This window comes from Paenibacillus pedocola, assembly GCF_031599675.1.
Classification (GTDB): domain Bacteria; phylum Bacillota; class Bacilli; order Paenibacillales; family Paenibacillaceae; genus Paenibacillus_AQ; species Paenibacillus_AQ pedocola.
On sequence record NZ_CP134223.1, the window covers coordinates 2638659 to 2654038 of the forward strand.

The 15380-nt window shown below is 48.6% G+C and carries 16 protein-coding genes; 13 read left to right on the plus strand and 3 right to left on the minus strand.

The window, feature by feature from the left end; genetic code table 11:
- Positions 1-30 precede the first annotated feature (30 nt).
- From QU597_RS11160 to mnhG, 12 genes are all read left to right on the plus strand, one after another.
- Positions 31-1302 (plus strand): MFS transporter, encoded by a 1272-nt coding sequence (locus tag QU597_RS11160; RefSeq protein WP_310832697.1) that lies wholly within the window; start codon positions 31-33, stop codon positions 1300-1302.
- Between the two features lie 71 nt (positions 1303-1373).
- Positions 1374-1643 (plus strand): metal-sensitive transcriptional regulator, encoded by a 270-nt coding sequence (locus tag QU597_RS11165; RefSeq protein ID WP_206104316.1) that lies wholly within the window; start codon positions 1374-1376, stop codon positions 1641-1643.
- Between the two features lie 234 nt (positions 1644-1877).
- Positions 1878-2195: a rhodanese-like domain-containing protein gene (locus tag QU597_RS11170; RefSeq protein WP_310832698.1), complete on the plus strand. Its 318-nt coding sequence runs from the start codon at positions 1878-1880 to the stop codon at positions 2193-2195.
- 31 nt (positions 2196-2226) lie between these two features.
- Positions 2227-2625, plus strand: coding sequence for a rhodanese-like domain-containing protein (locus QU597_RS11175; protein WP_310832699.1), 399 nt, complete (start codon positions 2227-2229; stop codon positions 2623-2625).
- A 275-nt stretch (positions 2626-2900) separates the two neighbouring features.
- A complete protein-coding gene (locus QU597_RS11180) occupies positions 2901-3992 on the plus strand; it encodes an LCP family protein (RefSeq protein WP_310832700.1) in 1092 nt (363 codons plus the stop codon).
- 202 nt (positions 3993-4194) lie between these two features.
- Positions 4195-4827: a universal stress protein gene (locus QU597_RS11185; protein WP_310832701.1), complete on the plus strand. Its 633-nt coding sequence runs from the start codon at positions 4195-4197 to the stop codon at positions 4825-4827.
- A 40-nt stretch (positions 4828-4867) separates the two neighbouring features.
- On the plus strand, positions 4868-7732 hold the full coding sequence (locus QU597_RS11190; protein ID WP_310832702.1) for a Na+/H+ antiporter subunit A: 2865 nt from the start codon (positions 4868-4870) through the stop codon (positions 7730-7732).
- Entirely contained in the window at positions 7720-8052 is a 333-nt protein-coding gene (locus QU597_RS11195) for a Na(+)/H(+) antiporter subunit C (protein ID WP_310832703.1), read from the plus strand. The genes QU597_RS11190 and QU597_RS11195 overlap by 13 nt, the downstream gene beginning before the upstream one ends.
- Positions 8049-9524: a Na+/H+ antiporter subunit D gene (locus QU597_RS11200; protein WP_310832704.1), complete on the plus strand. Its 1476-nt coding sequence runs from the start codon at positions 8049-8051 to the stop codon at positions 9522-9524. Before QU597_RS11195 ends, QU597_RS11200 begins: the two co-directional genes overlap by 4 nt.
- 5 nt (positions 9525-9529) lie before the next feature.
- A complete protein-coding gene (locus QU597_RS11205; protein ID WP_310832705.1) occupies positions 9530-10006 on the plus strand; it encodes a Na+/H+ antiporter subunit E in 477 nt (158 codons plus the stop codon).
- On the plus strand, positions 10006-10299 hold the full coding sequence (locus QU597_RS11210) for a Na(+)/H(+) antiporter subunit F1 (protein WP_310832706.1): 294 nt from the start codon (positions 10006-10008) through the stop codon (positions 10297-10299). The genes QU597_RS11205 and QU597_RS11210 overlap by 1 nt, the downstream gene beginning before the upstream one ends.
- The gene (gene mnhG / locus QU597_RS11215) at positions 10289-10648 is read left to right on the plus strand and encodes a monovalent cation/H(+) antiporter subunit G (protein WP_310832707.1); all 360 of its coding nucleotides are present in this window, start codon (positions 10289-10291) and stop codon (positions 10646-10648) included. Before QU597_RS11210 ends, mnhG begins: the two co-directional genes overlap by 11 nt.
- A 131-nt stretch (positions 10649-10779) precedes the next feature.
- Here the strand turns inward: mnhG and QU597_RS11220 are convergent, their stop codons facing one another.
- Positions 10780-11637, minus strand: a complete 858-nt coding sequence (locus QU597_RS11220) for a sugar phosphate isomerase/epimerase family protein (RefSeq protein WP_310832708.1) — start codon at positions 11635-11637, stop codon at positions 10780-10782.
- 90 nt (positions 11638-11727) lie between these two features.
- Positions 11728-12285 (minus strand): hypothetical protein, encoded by a 558-nt coding sequence (locus QU597_RS11225; protein ID WP_310832709.1) that lies wholly within the window; start codon positions 12283-12285, stop codon positions 11728-11730.
- 120 nt (positions 12286-12405) lie between these two features.
- On the opposite strand from QU597_RS11225, the gene QU597_RS11230 reads away from it, so the two are divergent.
- On the plus strand, positions 12406-12993 hold the full coding sequence (locus QU597_RS11230; RefSeq protein WP_310832710.1) for a TetR/AcrR family transcriptional regulator: 588 nt from the start codon (positions 12406-12408) through the stop codon (positions 12991-12993).
- Between the two features lie 453 nt (positions 12994-13446).
- Here QU597_RS11230 and QU597_RS11235 read toward each other — a convergent pair whose 3' ends face one another.
- Entirely contained in the window at positions 13447-15183 is a 1737-nt protein-coding gene (locus tag QU597_RS11235) for an SGNH/GDSL hydrolase family protein (protein WP_310832711.1), read from the minus strand.
- Positions 15184-15380: the final 197 nt, after the last annotated feature.

The window sequence follows — 15380 nt, forward strand, 5'->3', positions numbered from 1 at the left end:
AAACAATTGGTTATAAGAGGAGAAGATTAGATGAAGCTGAGCAAAGAGGAGAAATCATGGATTCTGTATGACTGTGGCAATTCAGCGTATTCGATGGCCGTAACTACGGCGCTGCTGCCGATTATATTTGGCATGTTCAGTAATGTGGACAGCAGTATGGATTTGGGCTACTTTAATTCCATTGCCAGCATCATAGTGGCGGTTCTCAGCCCGATCTTAGGGACGATAGCGGATTATAAGGACCGGAAGAAGCGCTTCTTTATTTTTTTCGCTGCGGTCGGTGTGCTGGCTACGGCTTCACTGGCTTTTATCTCACCGGATAGCGGGCAATGGCAGCTGCTGATTGCTTTTTACATTCTGTCAGCGATCGGATTTGCCGGGTCCAATATCTTCTATGACTCCTTCCTGGTGGATATTACAAGTGATGAACAGATGGATAAGGTATCCACAAGAGGATTCGCGTTCGGATATATCTTCAGTGTCATTCCGTTCGGGATCAGCCTGCTGCTGATTTTTGTGATGGGGATGGACAAAGCCATTGGTTACCAGATCGGGTTCATGATTACCGCTCTCTGGTGGGGGCTCCTCACAGTGCCTATGATCAGGGATGTGAAGCAGAGATATTATATTGAGCCTGAACCTAAGCCGATTGCGAACAGCTTCAAAAGGCTGGCTGTCACTTTTATGAATATCCGCCAGCACAAAATCGTATTTGTGTTCCTGATCGCCTATTTCTTCTACATTGACGGGGTGGATACCATCATTAAGATGGTGGTGCCGTATGCCACTTCCGTGCTGGGCACGGACGCCCTCGATACCTTTACGCTGCTGGGGATTCTGCTCATTATCCAGATTATCGCGTTTCCGTGCGCGATCCTCTATGGCAACCTGGCTAAAACCTACTCTGCCCGGAAGATGATCATTGCCGGGATCTTCACCTACATCATCTCCTGTATCGCGGCTTTCTTCATCACCTCTGTGTGGCATGTTTTTATTCTCGGTGCGCTGATCGGATCGGCTCAAGGCGGAATTCAGGCACTCAGCCGGTCGTATTTTGCCAAGATTATTCCGAAGGAGAATTCCAACGAATTCTTCGGGTTTTATAATATTTTTGGCAAATTTGCGGCCATTCTCGGTCCTGCAGTGATGTCACTGACTACGACGCTTACAGGCGAAGCCAGCTTTAGCATTTTAGCGATTATCCCGCTGTTTCTGATTGGCTTCTTCATCTTTATCACTTTACCTAATGGGACCGACTATCGGATCGACGACGTTATGCGCACCAAAAGCCAGGACATTTAGCGTGTACTATCCCCTCTTTTGATCTATACTATACCTATACAGGTATAGTAACTAAGAGGAGATGAACAGATATGGAATACAGTTATCCCGATGAAATCAAAACACGTTTACGGAGAATTGAAGGACAGATTCGCGGCGTGCTGCGGTTAATGGATGAAGGAAAGTCCTGCAAGGAGGTCGTTGCACAGCTGTCTGCTGTCCGGAACGCCTCTGATAGAGCGCTAGCTCAAATCGTTGCGGAGAACCTCCAGCATTGTATTCTGGAAGAACAAGCTAACGGTAACTATGATCCCGGTAAAATGGTCAAAGAGGCCGTGGAGCTGCTTGTTAAAAGCAGATAAAAACGGAAGCTCCACCCATTCGGGTAAGAGCTTAATCCTACGAAGAACCCTGATCCTCAGGGTTCTTTTTTCATTCTCATTCTTATGGCAGCAGTGTTCCCCCGGCGACACCAACGAACGTTGCTAAACTAACCACAACACGCTATAATACCCATAGGGGTATACGTAATATGCAATATACATCCTCTCATTGAAAAACATCATTCAAATAATAACCCAAAGGAGCGAGTATATATGGCATTTCGAATTCCGAAAGCAGTTACACCTCAAGCACTATCTGAACAAATGAAGCAAGGCGAGTCACTGAATCTATTGGATGTCCGGGAGCCAGTGGAGTGGGCGGAGGGACATATAGAAGGTGCCAGACATATTCCGCTAAGCCAGTTAATGGAACGGTACGGAGAACTGGATCCTGCGCAGGAGGTTATCATTATGTGCCGTAGCGGAAGCCGCAGCGGTCTGGCATGTGAGCTTCTCCATGAAAAAGGATATAAAGTTGTGAATATGACGGGTGGGCTAAATGTATGGACCGGCAGACTGGTTCGGGATTGAGGATATTGTTCCATATAGAAAGGATATCTAAATGACAATCATGGCTTTGTTCAGTGGAATTCTTATCTTGTGGGTATGGATTCAGCTAATGCCCGTACGGGCACTTACCTATGTGGATCCTGAAGAATGGGATCTGTTAAGTGTACGTTGGTCAAACGCCAAAATACTCGATGTAAGAGATGCGAACGAATATTGGGAGGGGCATATTCCCGGATCGGTTAATATATCCGTTGGCCGGCTGCCTGTAGTGTGGAGGAATGATCTTTCCCCAGCGGATGAAGTGATCATTGTCTCGCGCAACTGGCTCCAAAGAGAGAAGGCGGCAAGGATTCTTGCAAGAAGGGGATTTCATCGATTATATGCGGTTAAAGGCTGTTATTTGCCGTTGAAACGAGGGGGAGAGCTTTATGAGCGCAAATGCAGTTATTAGTTTGGCCGTTCTTTTATTGTTCATGAGACCAAAGCAAACGCTATGGCCAATAATAGAAATCTCTAGTTAAATATCAGGATAAAAGTCAGATCACTTTGTTAGTGATTTGGCTTTTTTTGTTTTAGCTTTCACCGATGGCAGTGTAAGAGTTGTTAGTGGGTTAAATTGTAAAATAGAGTAAAAATATAGTAAGATTATCCCTATGTTATTAAATATACAATCCTCTTCATTCTATCTATTTTATTATTTCTAAAAAAGAAAGGTTCGTTCAGAAAATGAAAAAGAACAATGCAGCACAGCCATCATCATTACAGAGAACGGGTAAGAAAAAATCGAAAAAACAAAGTAACCGGAAAAAGAAGATAGGGCTGTCTATCCTAGCTTTTATTCTCGTTGCAGGTATATCGTCCTTTGTGTTTCGTAAGGAATTATTAATGTTCGGTTTCGACCACGTTGTTGCCCCGACAGTGGAAGGTACTCTTGAAAATTCTTACGTTCCGCTCAAAGATAACAACGATAAGATTACTGATGCTTCAACAAAACTCGATAAAAGTCCGCCATTCTCATTATTACTGCTTGGTACAGATCAGCGGCACAATGAGAATGGGCTGTCCGATTCGATTATATATACTGTGGTCCGGCCAAAAAATAATAAAGTCCTGTTCGTTTCAATTCCCCGGGATTCCTATACTAAAATTGTTGGGGCAGAGAATGTAAAGGGAGCAAGAAACAATACGAAAATAAATGCTGCGCATTCGTACGGAGGAGCTCAAATGAGTGTGGATACAGTAGAGGAATTGCTGGATGCACCGATAGACTACTACGCTACAATTAATTTTAACGGATTGGTGGAAGTAGTGGATGCGCTTGGAGGAGTGGAATTGCCGATTACGAAACTTATTGAGAATAAGAATCCGGCCCATGAGAAGCTTCGTGTTGAGCCTAACAAACCGATCTATTCAGGTAAAGAAGCCTTAATGTACGTACGATATCGTGAGGATTCGGACTTTAAGCGTACAGAGAGACAGCGGATATTCCTTAAGGCGGTCTTAGAACGAATGAAAAATATAAGCAATATCGCTAATATAAATCAGATTATGGGGCTCGCCAGCGACAATTTCAAAACCAATATGAGAGCTGATTTTATGCTGGATTTGGCGAAGAAGGTTATTTTTGAAAGCGGCACTCCGCTAATCACCAGCCACATGCTGCAGGGCACCGATAAACGCACAGATCAATGGTATTATATTCTGGATGAGGAAGATGTGCGGGATACCCATGAATTGATCGAAGTATGGCTTGATCCGGACACGGCGGCAAGTGAACTGATATCAGAGGATAGTGATAATGCCCTTCAGAATAATTGATCAAAGGGAGAATTTGAATTGTTTATACGGGGAATAATTATTTCAGTCACGATCTAGGCATTCACCCAGTAGCTTTACATTCTCCTTCGGTGACGATATAATTATTTTAATTGTATACGGAGTGAATAGGAGGAGCCTGCCAACAGCGGGCTCTTTTTGTGTATTTTTAATGGAAAAAATTTACTGATGCGGAGGCTTTGGGATGGAAATGAACAATGAGAGCATCATGGTGTGTGTGCATTATGGTCCTCACGGGCAGCGGTTGATTCAAAGAGGAAGCCAGCTGGCCAGACTGCAGCATGCCCCTTTGACTGTACTTACTGTGGATTCAGCCGGTGACAATGAGTATAACCGCGAGAAACAGCAATACCTTTCCGGTTGGGAGAATCAGACGAAGGAAGCCGGAGGACAATTTTTAAACCGCAAATGTAATGGAAGAAAAACGGTTGAGGTCATTGTGGAGACCGCCAGGGAAAAGAATATCACCCAGATTGTGATTGGGCAATCGAGTCAAACCCTCTGGCAGGAGATTACCCGTGGCAGCTTCATCAATGATTTGATGGAACAGCTCGGCCCTACCGATCTGCACATTGTGGCCGTTCAGCGGTATCCCGAGCTGCTGGAGCAGACGCATGAGCAGGGATTTACCGCTTATTTGGTCAAAGATGGCGGCCGTTACGTCCTCGCGGAAGAAGCTGCCGGAAGCAAACCGGTGAAGGGTGTGTTTTTCCGTGAGCTTGACACCGATTTTAATACCGGCCTGTTTAAAATCGTTGAAAACGGTGAGGCCCAGTACCTGAGAATTGTGCAAAATGAATGGGTTAAGCCGCGCTAAGGGGATATTATTCAAAATTTATAAAAGGGGGTGCTGATCCATGCTGCATGTCATTATCTTACTTCCGTTTTTGCTGGCTGTGCTGATGCTGATGATTAAACAAAACCTGCGCTTTCACATGGGCTGGATGATCATGCCTCTGCCGGCGGCTCTGTTCCTTTATTTCCTTACAAGGATTCCAATGATCCGGGCGGGTGACAATATCCTGGATAGCTTCACCTGGATGCCCTCCCTTGGAATCGATATCACCTTGATTCTTGACGGGCTCAGCCTGCTGTTTGTACTGTTGATCACCGGCGTCGGAGCGCTTGTCGTTCTCTATTCGATCTATTATCTTCAGAAGCACACAGAGGGGATCCGCCAGTTTTACATTTACCTGTTAATGTTCATGGGAGCGATGCTGGGGGTTGTCCTGTCGGATAATCTGATGGTGCTGTACGGGTTCTGGGAGCTCACCAGCATTTCCTCATTCCTGCTCATCGCTTTCTGGCACCGCCGGGAAAGATCCCGATATGGTGCAATGAAATCCATGCTGATTACGGTGTTCGGCGGTCTGGCGATGTTTGCCGGATTTAATCTGCTCTATGTAATGACCGGTACTTATAGTATCCGCGAAATTGTTGCACAGGCGGGGACCTTAACGGCAGACGCCATGTTTATTCCGGCCATGCTGCTCATTCTGCTGGGTGCCTTTACGAAATCCGCCCAATTTCCGTTCCACATCTGGCTGCCCGATGCGATGGAAGCGCCGACTCCGGTCAGTGCCTATCTCCATTCGGCCACGATGGTTAAAGCGGGGATCTATCTGGTAGCGCGGCTCACTCCGCTGTTTGCCGGGCAATCCGAATGGTTCTGGCTGGTTTCCCTGACAGGGTTGTTTACTTTGATCTACGGGTCATTCCAAGCTATCAGGCAAACCGATCTCAAAGCCCTGCTCGCATACTCGACCATCAGCCAGCTGGGCTTGATCATGTCTCTGCTGGGACTCGGCTCGGCAGCAGCCTTTTTTGCCGGTACAGGAGAAGCCGTCTTCTATATGATGGCTACCTCGGCAGCCCTCTTTCATCTCATCAATCATGCCGTTTTTAAAGGCAGTCTGTTTATGGTTGTGGGTATTATTGACCATGAGACCGGTACCCGGGATCTCCGTAAGCTTGGAGGATTGATGTCGGTCATGCCGGTCACCTTTTCGGTGGCAGTAATCGGAGCGTTCTCCATGGCTGGATTGCCGCCGTTCAGCGGATTCCTTAGCAAGGAAATGTTCTTCACTTCCGTATTGAATATCCGAGAATTTAATGTCTTGAGCTCAGGGTTCTGGATGCAGTTCTTTCCGGTGATTGCCTGGCTGGCGAGTGTATTTACCTTTGTATACAGCATGATTCTCGTCTTTAAGACCTTCGGCGGCAAGCTTCAGGAAGCCAAGCTGGATAAGGCTCCGCATGAAGCGCCGCTGGGACTTTTGCTGTCTCCGGTGATTCTCATTTCACTTGCTGTTGTTTTTGCCTTCTTCCCTGATCTGGTCTCCGTTCCGCTGATTGAACCGGCAATGGCTTCCATTCACAGCGGGCTGCTGGCCCCAGAGGCAACCTTCGGGGTATCCATTCATTTCTGGCATGGCTGGACACCAGAGATATTCATGACGCTTGGTGTTGTAGCTGCCGGTATACTACTATACAGAGGCTACAACCGGCTGTGGGTACTGGACCGTGAGGCAAGCGGGCGAAATCCACTTAACCGGATGTATGACGGATCGCTCCAGCTGCTGGAAAAGGGTTCGAGACGTTTGACCGATGCCTATATGACAGGCTCCAACCGTCATTATCTGCTGTACATTTTCAGCTTTTTGATTATCGCGCTGCTTGCTGTTCTGGTGAGAGAACCCGGTATAAGCCTTGGGATGGAGCACTATGCCCCATTGTCCTTCTATGAAGCTGTTGTTGTAGCCATCATGCTGCTGGCTGCCTTTGCTGTACCTTTTGCCAAATCACGGGTCAACGCGATCCTGTTCACCGGCGCTGTCGGCTACATGGTGACGCTGCTGTTTGTCCTTTTCCGGGCGCCCGATCTTGCGCTTACACAAATGATTATCGAGACGGTATCGGTCATTCTGTTCCTGCTCTGTTTCCGGTATCTGCCGAAGCTGAAGAAACAGAAGGAGCCGCTGCGCTTTAAGCTGCCTAACCTGGTAATAGCAATGGGGGTTGGGATTACGATGACATTCGTCGCTCTCGCCGCTATGGGCAGCAGTCCCTTCGAACCCATCTCCGAGTTTTTCTTAAAAGAAAGCTACAGCCAGGCTGGAGGGAAGAACGTTGTCAACGTCATCCTGGTAGATTTCCGCGGCTTTGATACCTTGTTTGAAATTATGGTGCTTGGCATCGCCTCACTAGCCATCTACGGACTGATCCATTTAAGAATGGAAGCAGATCTGCCGCAGCCGCAGCAAGATAAAGTCCGCTCAGTCTTGCCTCTGCGGAGCAATGATGTGATCCTGCAGACCATGTCAAAGGGGATCGTTCTTATTATTCTGATCTTCTCCCTATATCTGTTCTTTGCCGGACATCATCATCCGGGGGGTGGCTTTATCGGGGCATTGATGGCCTCAGCCGCACTTGTTCTAATGGCGATTGCCTTCGGTATGGATTGGGTCCGCAAAGCTCTTCCTGTAAATTACCGGCTGCTAACCGCAGTGGGGCTCATGATTGCCGTTCTTACCGCATCAGGATCTTTTGTGTTTGGAGCCCCTTTTTTAAGCCATGCTTTCGGTCATTTTCATCTGCCTGTCCTTGGGGATGTAGAGCTGGCGACTGCTGTGCTGTTTGATCTGGGTGTGTATTTGGCTGTGGTGGGTGTCACGATGAACATCATCTTATCGATTGGAGGGGATAAACAATGGAACTCGTAATGGCTGTTGCGGTGGGAATTCTATTTACTATAGGCGTCTATCTGATCCTGTCCAAAAGCCTGCTGCGCATTGTACTGGGAACCTCCCTGCTGACACATGGTGTGCATTTGCTGCTGATGACGATGGCCGGACTCAAAAAAGGCTCAGCCCCTGTCCTGGGTAAATCGGACTCTTATGTCGATCCGCTGCCGCAAGCGCTGATCCTCACCTCTATCGTGATCAGCTTTGGAGTCACTGCCTTCTACTTCGTACTCGCTTACCGTTCTTACCAGGCTCTGGGGACCGATGAGATCGACAGCATCAAGGAGGACAAAGAATGAGCAATCTACTGGTGCTGCCGATTCTGATTCCTCTATGTACAGCTGTTATTCTGATTTTCTTCAAAGAGAAGATACGGCTCCAGCGTGGTATCAGTGCTTTCAGCGGAGTGCTGAATATCCTGATTGCGGGGATTTTGGTAGCACGTGTTCACGCTGGGGGTATCCAAACCTTGCAGATGGGGGGCTGGGCTCCTCCCTATGGCATTGTCTTTGTAGGTGATATGTTTGCTGTGTTACTGGTTACGATGGCCTCGGTCGTCAGCTTTGCGATTTTGCTCTATTCCTTTCACAGTATAGGAGAGAAGCGGGAGCGGTTCTATTACTACACGTTCTTTCAATTTTTGCTGGTCGGGGTATACGGCTCCTTCCTTACCGGTGATATATTCAATTTGTTTGTTTTCTTTGAAGTGATGCTAATTTCTTCTTATGCACTGATTTCTATCGGAGGGACAAGGCTCCAGCTGCGGGAAACGTCAAAATATTTGCTTATAAACATCGTATCCTCGACACTGTTTGTTGCAGCGGTTGCTTATCTCTACGCGGCGGTTGGAACGCTTAACATGGCGCATCTGTCCCAGCGTATTTCGGAAGCAGGGCAGGGCGGCGTGCTGAATGTGATTGCGGTTCTGTTTTTAATTGTATTTTCCTTGAAGGCCGGGCTATTCCTGTTCTTCTGGCTGCCGGGATCGTACAGTGCACCTCCCGCTGCGGTCAGAGCATTGTTTGGCGCCCTGCTGACTAAAGTCGGGTTATATGCAATTATCCGCACGTTCACTCTGCTGTTTGTAAACGATCTGGGGTTCACCCAAAGCTGGATTGCCTGGATGGCGGCAGTAACGATGATTTTAGGCGGCTTGGGGGCAGTAGCTTACAAGGATATCCCCCGGATTCTGAACTACAACGTCATAATCAGCGTAGGGTTTGTGGCCTTTGGGCTTGCTGCAGGGACCAGGGATGCACTTGACGGAACGGTCTTCTATCTGCTGCACGATATGCTGGCGAAGGGACTAATGTTTATTCTGGGCGGAATGATTATCTCTGCTGCGGGAACCGACCGGTTGAACAGCATGGGGGGCATGATCAAGAAGTACCCGCTCATCGGCTGGATGTTCTTCATTCTGACCCTTGCCCTGGTGGGTATACCACCGCTCAGCGGTTTTGCCGGCAAGGTACTGATCATCCGCGGAGCTTTGGATACGGGTATGCTGACCTTGTCCCTCATTGGTCTTGGATCAAGCTTCCTGGTGCTGTATTCCTTGATTAAGGTGTTCAGACAGGCGTTCTGGGGAAATGAACCGGAGAACGATCAGCCTCAAGTGAACCTGAAATGGGCTTCGGCTGTAGCTGGCGGACTGCTTGTCCTCGTGATTGCCATGGGGATCGGAGCAGAGTTCGTATTTACCTATGTATCGCAGGCGGGTGAAGTTCTGGCCTCCCCCGTGCAATACATTGAAGCTGTAATGAAGGAGTAGAGGAGATGGCCATACAAATCCTGTTTAACCTGTTGATTGCCTTGCTGTGGATGCTGCTGAATACCAATAGCTCGGGTTCCAGCTTCATCGTGGGCTATGTGCTAGGTATAGCTATATTACTGATCCTGCGGAAATCCTGGACCCGGCCGTTCTATCTTAGACGCTTATGGGCCATGCTGAAGCTCCTGCTGATCTTTATCCGTGAGCTGGCCATCTCAAACTTTGTAGTGCTCGGACATATTCTTCGTCCAAAACTGGCTATACGTCCGGGAATATTTGCTTATGAAACTGCATTAACTTCAGCCTGGGAAGTCACCTTGTTATCCTGCCTGATCTGTCTGACGCCGGGTACGCTGACGCTTGATGTTTCGGGTGATGGCAAGACCCTGTATATTCATGCTATTGATATTGCAGATGCAGAGGAGCTGGCCGCGCAGATTAGAGGTACTTTCGAGCAGGCGATTATGGAGGTGACCCGCTGATGATCTCAGCCCTGTTAACCGCATCTTTGGTGATTCTGGCTCTGGCAATGCTGGCCTGCCTGTACCGGCTCCTGAAAGGGCCGACCCGCTCCGACCGGGTTGCCGCACTTGATACGATAGGCATTCATGTGCTGGCCATTATAGCAGTTGTCTCCATGCAGCTGAACACACAGGATTTCCTGGAGATCATATTGGTGATCGGTATTCTAACATTTATTGGAACAACAGCGCTGGCCAGATATATTGAACGGGGCGTTGTGGTCGAAGAAGGAGGGGACACCGATGGCAGGTGAGCTGATTAGTTCGATTCTGGTGTTGATAGGAGCCATTTTTTGCGGTCTGAGTGCCTTCGGCTTAGTCCGGCTGCCTGATGTATATCTTCGTTCGCATGCTGCAACCAAAAGTGCAACGCTTGGGGTGCTTTGTGTGCTGGGCGGGGGATTTGTGTACTTCTGGGTTGTGGATGGAACGGTCAGCTTCAAGCTGCTGCTCGCTATCGTATTTGTATTCATCACTTCACCGGTAGCAGGTCATTTGAACGGCCGGTCCGCCTACCGCTCAGGAATACCCTTATGGGAAGGCAGTGTTCAGGATGATTTGAAGCCTCTGGTGGAAGAGGGTCAAAAAATACCCGGGGAATAATAGGTACCGCAGAATAATTATAGATTAGAAGGGGAGGAGCTTTTGCAGGAAAGTATACTCCATGGAATATTGCGGGTAGAGGGATTGGCTTGCAGCCTGAATCAAGCCAATCATCCTCCGGGGAAGGTTCATTAGAATCTTTTTCCCAAAACATCAGTTCGGAGCGCAAGCAGCCATTCGGCAGATTGCTTCATATACGCCAGCTGATCTACTGCACCAAAATGTTCGATGGCGAAAGTGTCATCATAGCCGCTTTTCAGCAAATCCGTTACGATGTCCTTCATCGGGATACAGCCGCTGCCTACGGGGATTGCATACATGGCCCGGCCGTCTGTGGTCAGTTTAGGCGTCTCTCCGGCATGCACCTCAAACGTGCGGTCTTTGCAATGAACATATCCGATATACGGCTTACACGCGGTATATGCCTCCATGGCGTCTTCCCCGCTGTACAAAAAATTTCCGGTGTCAAAGGTGCAGGAGAGTTCCGCGATTTCCCGCACAAAAGACAGCAGCTGCGCGGTAGTTGCAAAAGGGGCCTCTAAAGCATCAAAATCCTCCATACCGACCGTGATTCCCAGCGGTTTCGCATAAGCACACATTGTAGTTACTGCGGTTTTCATGGCCTGTACACAATCCTGATATTCAATGGAAGCGGGATCCATTTCTCGTTCGTTCAAAAAGCCCGGGATCACCAGCACCCGTGAAGCACCGGCTCTATGAGCCATGGAGAGGAAAGAATGGATCTGCCGGTCTTTCACTTCCTCACTGTCTTCATGGCCGAAATCGAAGAAACCGTACATACAGCTTACCTGCAGGCCTGTTTTGTCGAGCAGCTCTTTGATCATTTCTTCCTCAGGCTCATAGCAGGCGGCATCTATCTCCACTGCATCGATCCCGTAGCTTTTTACCAGGGTACAGATTTCCTCCAGACTCCGGTCATTCTGTCCGGCAGCCTCCCGGATATGATCGTAAAAAACAGATAATTTCATCGTTGGTTGCTCCTTATAGAACGCTTTGGTGAGATTCATTCATGACTAATAGTAACGCTATTTAAGCGTTTTTACTACAAATCACTTGTACTATAAATCCCGGGTGACCGGATTCTTTGCTTTTCGCGGCCAGAGAAAATAAGAACCTGAGATGAGCAGATCAATGGCGACCACTACTGACCATATCGTGATGATGCTTAGCAGCGCCTCCGTTCGGGCAGGATCGTTAATCCAGGTGACGAGTCCATACAGAATTCCGGCTCCAAGCAGATAAGCGAGCACATGCTTCAGCCAGCTTTTGAAATAATGAACGGCATGTTCTTTTCCATAGCGCTTGATCGGCATCGGCCCCTGCTTAGTGACATAATACCGGAAGCGTTCGTCAGCCCAGCTGATCATGCTTTTGCCGAAGACAATGGACACTGAAATATAGATGGCTGCGAGTGCATGCGCTGTGGTGGCGGACGCGCCTTTTGCCAGATCCATACCCGCAATCACTAGCAGAATGAGGTCCAGCACCGGAGTCATAGCCAGGAAAAAGAGGCCCAGCTTCTTGCGTTTGAAGATGTAACGAGCCGTAAGTCCGGCGATAATGACCACCCAGAACAAAATTTCACAGGTGACAATTGCCCACGCTACCAGATTCATAATCCACCCCTGTAATCACATAATGTGTGTTAGACAAGTGAAATTATAGCAGCCGGATTTAAATAATACAACTGTATTATAAAATTGCACGCAGTGTTTCTCCTATGATACAATACGGCTATGCCAAAAATTGTAGATCATTCAGAGCGGAAATCGCATATTGCAGAGGCGACCTGGCGCGTCATTATGAATCAGGGGATGAAAGGAGCCACTGTACGTAACATTGCGCAGGAAGCAGGCGTGTCTCTGGGAGCCTTGCGCCATTATTTCACTACGCAGCAGGAGCTGCTTGCCTTTGCCATGAATCTTGTGAAGGAACGGGCCAATGCCAGAATTGAAGCCGTTATTAGTCTCGGCCTGCCGCCTAAAGAGCTGGTCACCAGAGCACTATTGGAGATGATTCCTTTAGACGAGAGTACCATGGCTGAAATGGAGGTATGGTTCGCGTTTATCTTTCATGTTAGGAATACGGAGGGGGAGCATAGCGGGTTGAACGACGGGGTCTACCCGGGTATATGCAATCTCGTTGACTATCTAGATGAGCAGGGCTTATTAAGACAGGGGCTGAATAAGGACAACGAAGCGGAGCGGCTGTATGCCCTGGTCGACGGTTTGGCCCTGCATGCCATGCTGGAGCCGAGGCGACTAGACAAGCAGCGGATTATCCGCGTGCTGAACAGCCATATGGATTCCATCTGCAGGGAATAGAGCGGAAGAGGGATCAGGACCCGAGGGCGAAATCAAAGGGATAAATCCCTTTGATTGGACTGAATCGGGGCAGCAGGGTGAAATCAAAGGGAAAAATCCCTTTGATTAGGCTGAACCGTAGCCGAAGGGTGAAATCAAAGGGAAAAATCCCTTTGTTTGGGCTGATTCGGGGCCGGAGGGCGAAAACAAAGGGAAAAATCCCTTTGATTAGGCTGAACCGTAGCCGAAGGGTGAAAACAAAGGGATAAATCCCTTTGATTGGACTGAATCGGGGCAGCAGGGCGAAATCAAAGGGATAAATCCCTTTGATTGGACTGATTCGGGGCCGAAGGGTGGAATCAAAGGGATAAATCCCTTTGATTCCCGGAAAAAGGTGTTCTTCGGCCATAAAACGGCCGGGAGGACACCTTTTTGCTTGGAAATAGGAGGGCCTGGTTACAAGACATCACCAAGTCAACAATACCCAAAGCCCAGTATCGTAAAGCACTTGTACTCATCCCCAGGGGCCATTGAAACTTCGATCGTATGCTCCCGGCTGCTCTCATTCTGATAAAGAATGACCGGATTGCAGTGTGTCCAGCTGTTCTCGTGCGGGTCCGCGGTGATCACCAGACCGCCGTCCACGTAAATATTTGCTTTACCGAATTCGGGGCTGCCGGAATCCTTGAAGATCAGAATCAGGATTCTGCTTGTTATCGTCAGCTTGAAGCCCGCAGGACCTGACGAGGCTGAATGCATCCAGTTATGCGGAAATTCCGCTGTACCGTAAGGATTGGCATCCATTTCTACCATCTGCAGCTCGGTATCCAGCTCCGTGAAACCGCCTATGTCAATCTTCGCAGCGTCCATTGGGGTGATCCGGTCCAGCAGTCGGATGCCAGTATAATCATTCCCGATCACCGGCGGCTGATCCAGACTAATATCACTGCTATCCATTTCTGCCTTATTGGTTTCGGAGAACAGATAAGTCAGGCAATCCGCCATAACCCGGTGGCCGTCATTGGTAGGATGATAGATATCATAGAAAAATTGCCGTTTCGAGATAATGTTCCCCTCCGCCTTGGTCAGCTTGAATTGTTCTGATACGGCGTCCTTTACACTGACCATCGGAAGATTATAGCGCAGTCCGACAGGGGAGAGCCGTTCCTGCAGGTTCCAGTCATTCACAAACACGCTGAACAGCAGAATGACAGCCGGCCGGTTGTCAGCAGACAGGATTTTCAGGCATAGGCTTTCGTAACAATTCCCCTTCGTTTCATCGCCTTCGTCGTTTACGGCAAATTCCACGATTACGATGTCCGGTTCCACGGAGCCCTCCCGGAGAATATCCCGGTCATAACGGATGACGCCGAGCTCGGACGGTGTGCCGCCTACTCCGGCTTTAACAAAATGGATATTCTCTCCACCGTCTTTACCGAACTGCTCCTTAAAGCCCAAATAGGATTGATAGGCATAACATTCCGTATGTATCGGTTTGGCTCCCGCGCCTTGCGTAATCGAACCTCCGATATAGGCAATCGTAACCTCCTCGCCCCGTACGGCTTTATCTATAGCAGACTTCAATCTTCGGTTGTTCCCGGAATGCATCAGGGACTTCGCGATCATCTCACGGTACTCGTCCGAGCCGAAATGAACCGGTGTTTCAGCTGTCAGCTCTGGTACAGAATAACCGTCATTCAGATAAAAAATTATGCTCGCCGTAGCCAGCTCGCCCGGATGATTGAATTCAAAAGCAAACTTGCCGGGAGCCTCATCATCTGCGGACCATACGAAGTCCTCCAGTTTTAGAATGACCTCTGTTCCATCGCCGGGGCAGGGAATCCGCAGACTGCTGCCAGTTATATACTTATTCGTCTTGCCCCAATTCTGCAGCAGAAAGGAGACCTCCGACTGCATGTTCTTCACTTTTACAGCCACACCGATACTGTGCACAAGCTTGCGGAAACCGCTCCAGCTTCTCAGCAGCTCAAGCATATGCTCATCCGTTACGCCGCCAATATACCTGGCCTTGTCCGTAAGATAGCTGCCTTCCAGATAAATCTCCTGAGAGGGTTTGCCTTCGGCCCGCGCTGTCGCCTCGATGCCTGTCTCGAACAGCACGTAGAACCCGTTTCTCCGCGTAATGGGATCCTTAGGGGCTTTGGGACCAGCGGCTGTATCACCTGCTATAGTGCTGTAATTGTCTTCCATCGTTCAAATCATCCTCGTTCGTTGATATTTTTTGAAGGCGCTTTCGAATCGTCCGAAGTGAATACTCTATTATTTATCTGCTGTCTGCGCCTAACAATGTCTACACTGTACCAGAAACACTCCGGGTCTGGAATCCTTAATCGTTCATTTCAGCCCCAAGATTACAATTTACCTCTGCTTATTACAAAAAGTATCTA

Excerpts from the sequence above, each read along its gene's own strand:
- QU597_RS11160 (WP_310832697.1), top strand. The coding sequence starts at position 31 with ATGAAGCTGAGCAAAGAGGAGAAATCATGGATTCTGTATGACTGTGGC.
- QU597_RS11165 (WP_206104316.1), top strand. The coding sequence starts at position 1,374 with ATGGAATACAGTTATCCCGATGAAATCAAAACACGTTTACGGAGAATT.
- QU597_RS11170 (WP_310832698.1), top strand. The coding sequence starts at position 1,878 with ATGGCATTTCGAATTCCGAAAGCAGTTACACCTCAAGCACTATCTGAA.
- QU597_RS11175 (WP_310832699.1), top strand. The coding sequence starts at position 2,227 with ATGACAATCATGGCTTTGTTCAGTGGAATTCTTATCTTGTGGGTATGG.
- QU597_RS11180 (WP_310832700.1), top strand. The coding sequence starts at position 2,901 with ATGAAAAAGAACAATGCAGCACAGCCATCATCATTACAGAGAACGGGT.
- QU597_RS11185 (WP_310832701.1), top strand. The coding sequence starts at position 4,195 with ATGGAAATGAACAATGAGAGCATCATGGTGTGTGTGCATTATGGTCCT.
- QU597_RS11190 (WP_310832702.1), top strand. The coding sequence starts at position 4,868 with ATGCTGCATGTCATTATCTTACTTCCGTTTTTGCTGGCTGTGCTGATG.
- QU597_RS11195 (WP_310832703.1), top strand. The coding sequence starts at position 7,720 with ATGGAACTCGTAATGGCTGTTGCGGTGGGAATTCTATTTACTATAGGC.
- QU597_RS11200 (WP_310832704.1), top strand. The coding sequence starts at position 8,049 with ATGAGCAATCTACTGGTGCTGCCGATTCTGATTCCTCTATGTACAGCT.
- QU597_RS11205 (WP_310832705.1), top strand. The coding sequence starts at position 9,530 with ATGGCCATACAAATCCTGTTTAACCTGTTGATTGCCTTGCTGTGGATG.
- QU597_RS11210 (WP_310832706.1), top strand. The coding sequence starts at position 10,006 with ATGATCTCAGCCCTGTTAACCGCATCTTTGGTGATTCTGGCTCTGGCA.
- mnhG (WP_310832707.1), top strand. The coding sequence starts at position 10,289 with ATGGCAGGTGAGCTGATTAGTTCGATTCTGGTGTTGATAGGAGCCATT.
- QU597_RS11220 (WP_310832708.1), bottom strand. The coding sequence starts at position 11,637 with ATGAAATTATCTGTTTTTTACGATCATATCCGGGAGGCTGCCGGACAG.
- QU597_RS11225 (WP_310832709.1), bottom strand. The coding sequence starts at position 12,285 with ATGAATCTGGTAGCGTGGGCAATTGTCACCTGTGAAATTTTGTTCTGG.
- QU597_RS11230 (WP_310832710.1), top strand. The coding sequence starts at position 12,406 with ATGCCAAAAATTGTAGATCATTCAGAGCGGAAATCGCATATTGCAGAG.
- QU597_RS11235 (WP_310832711.1), bottom strand. The coding sequence starts at position 15,183 with ATGGAAGACAATTACAGCACTATAGCAGGTGATACAGCCGCTGGTCCC.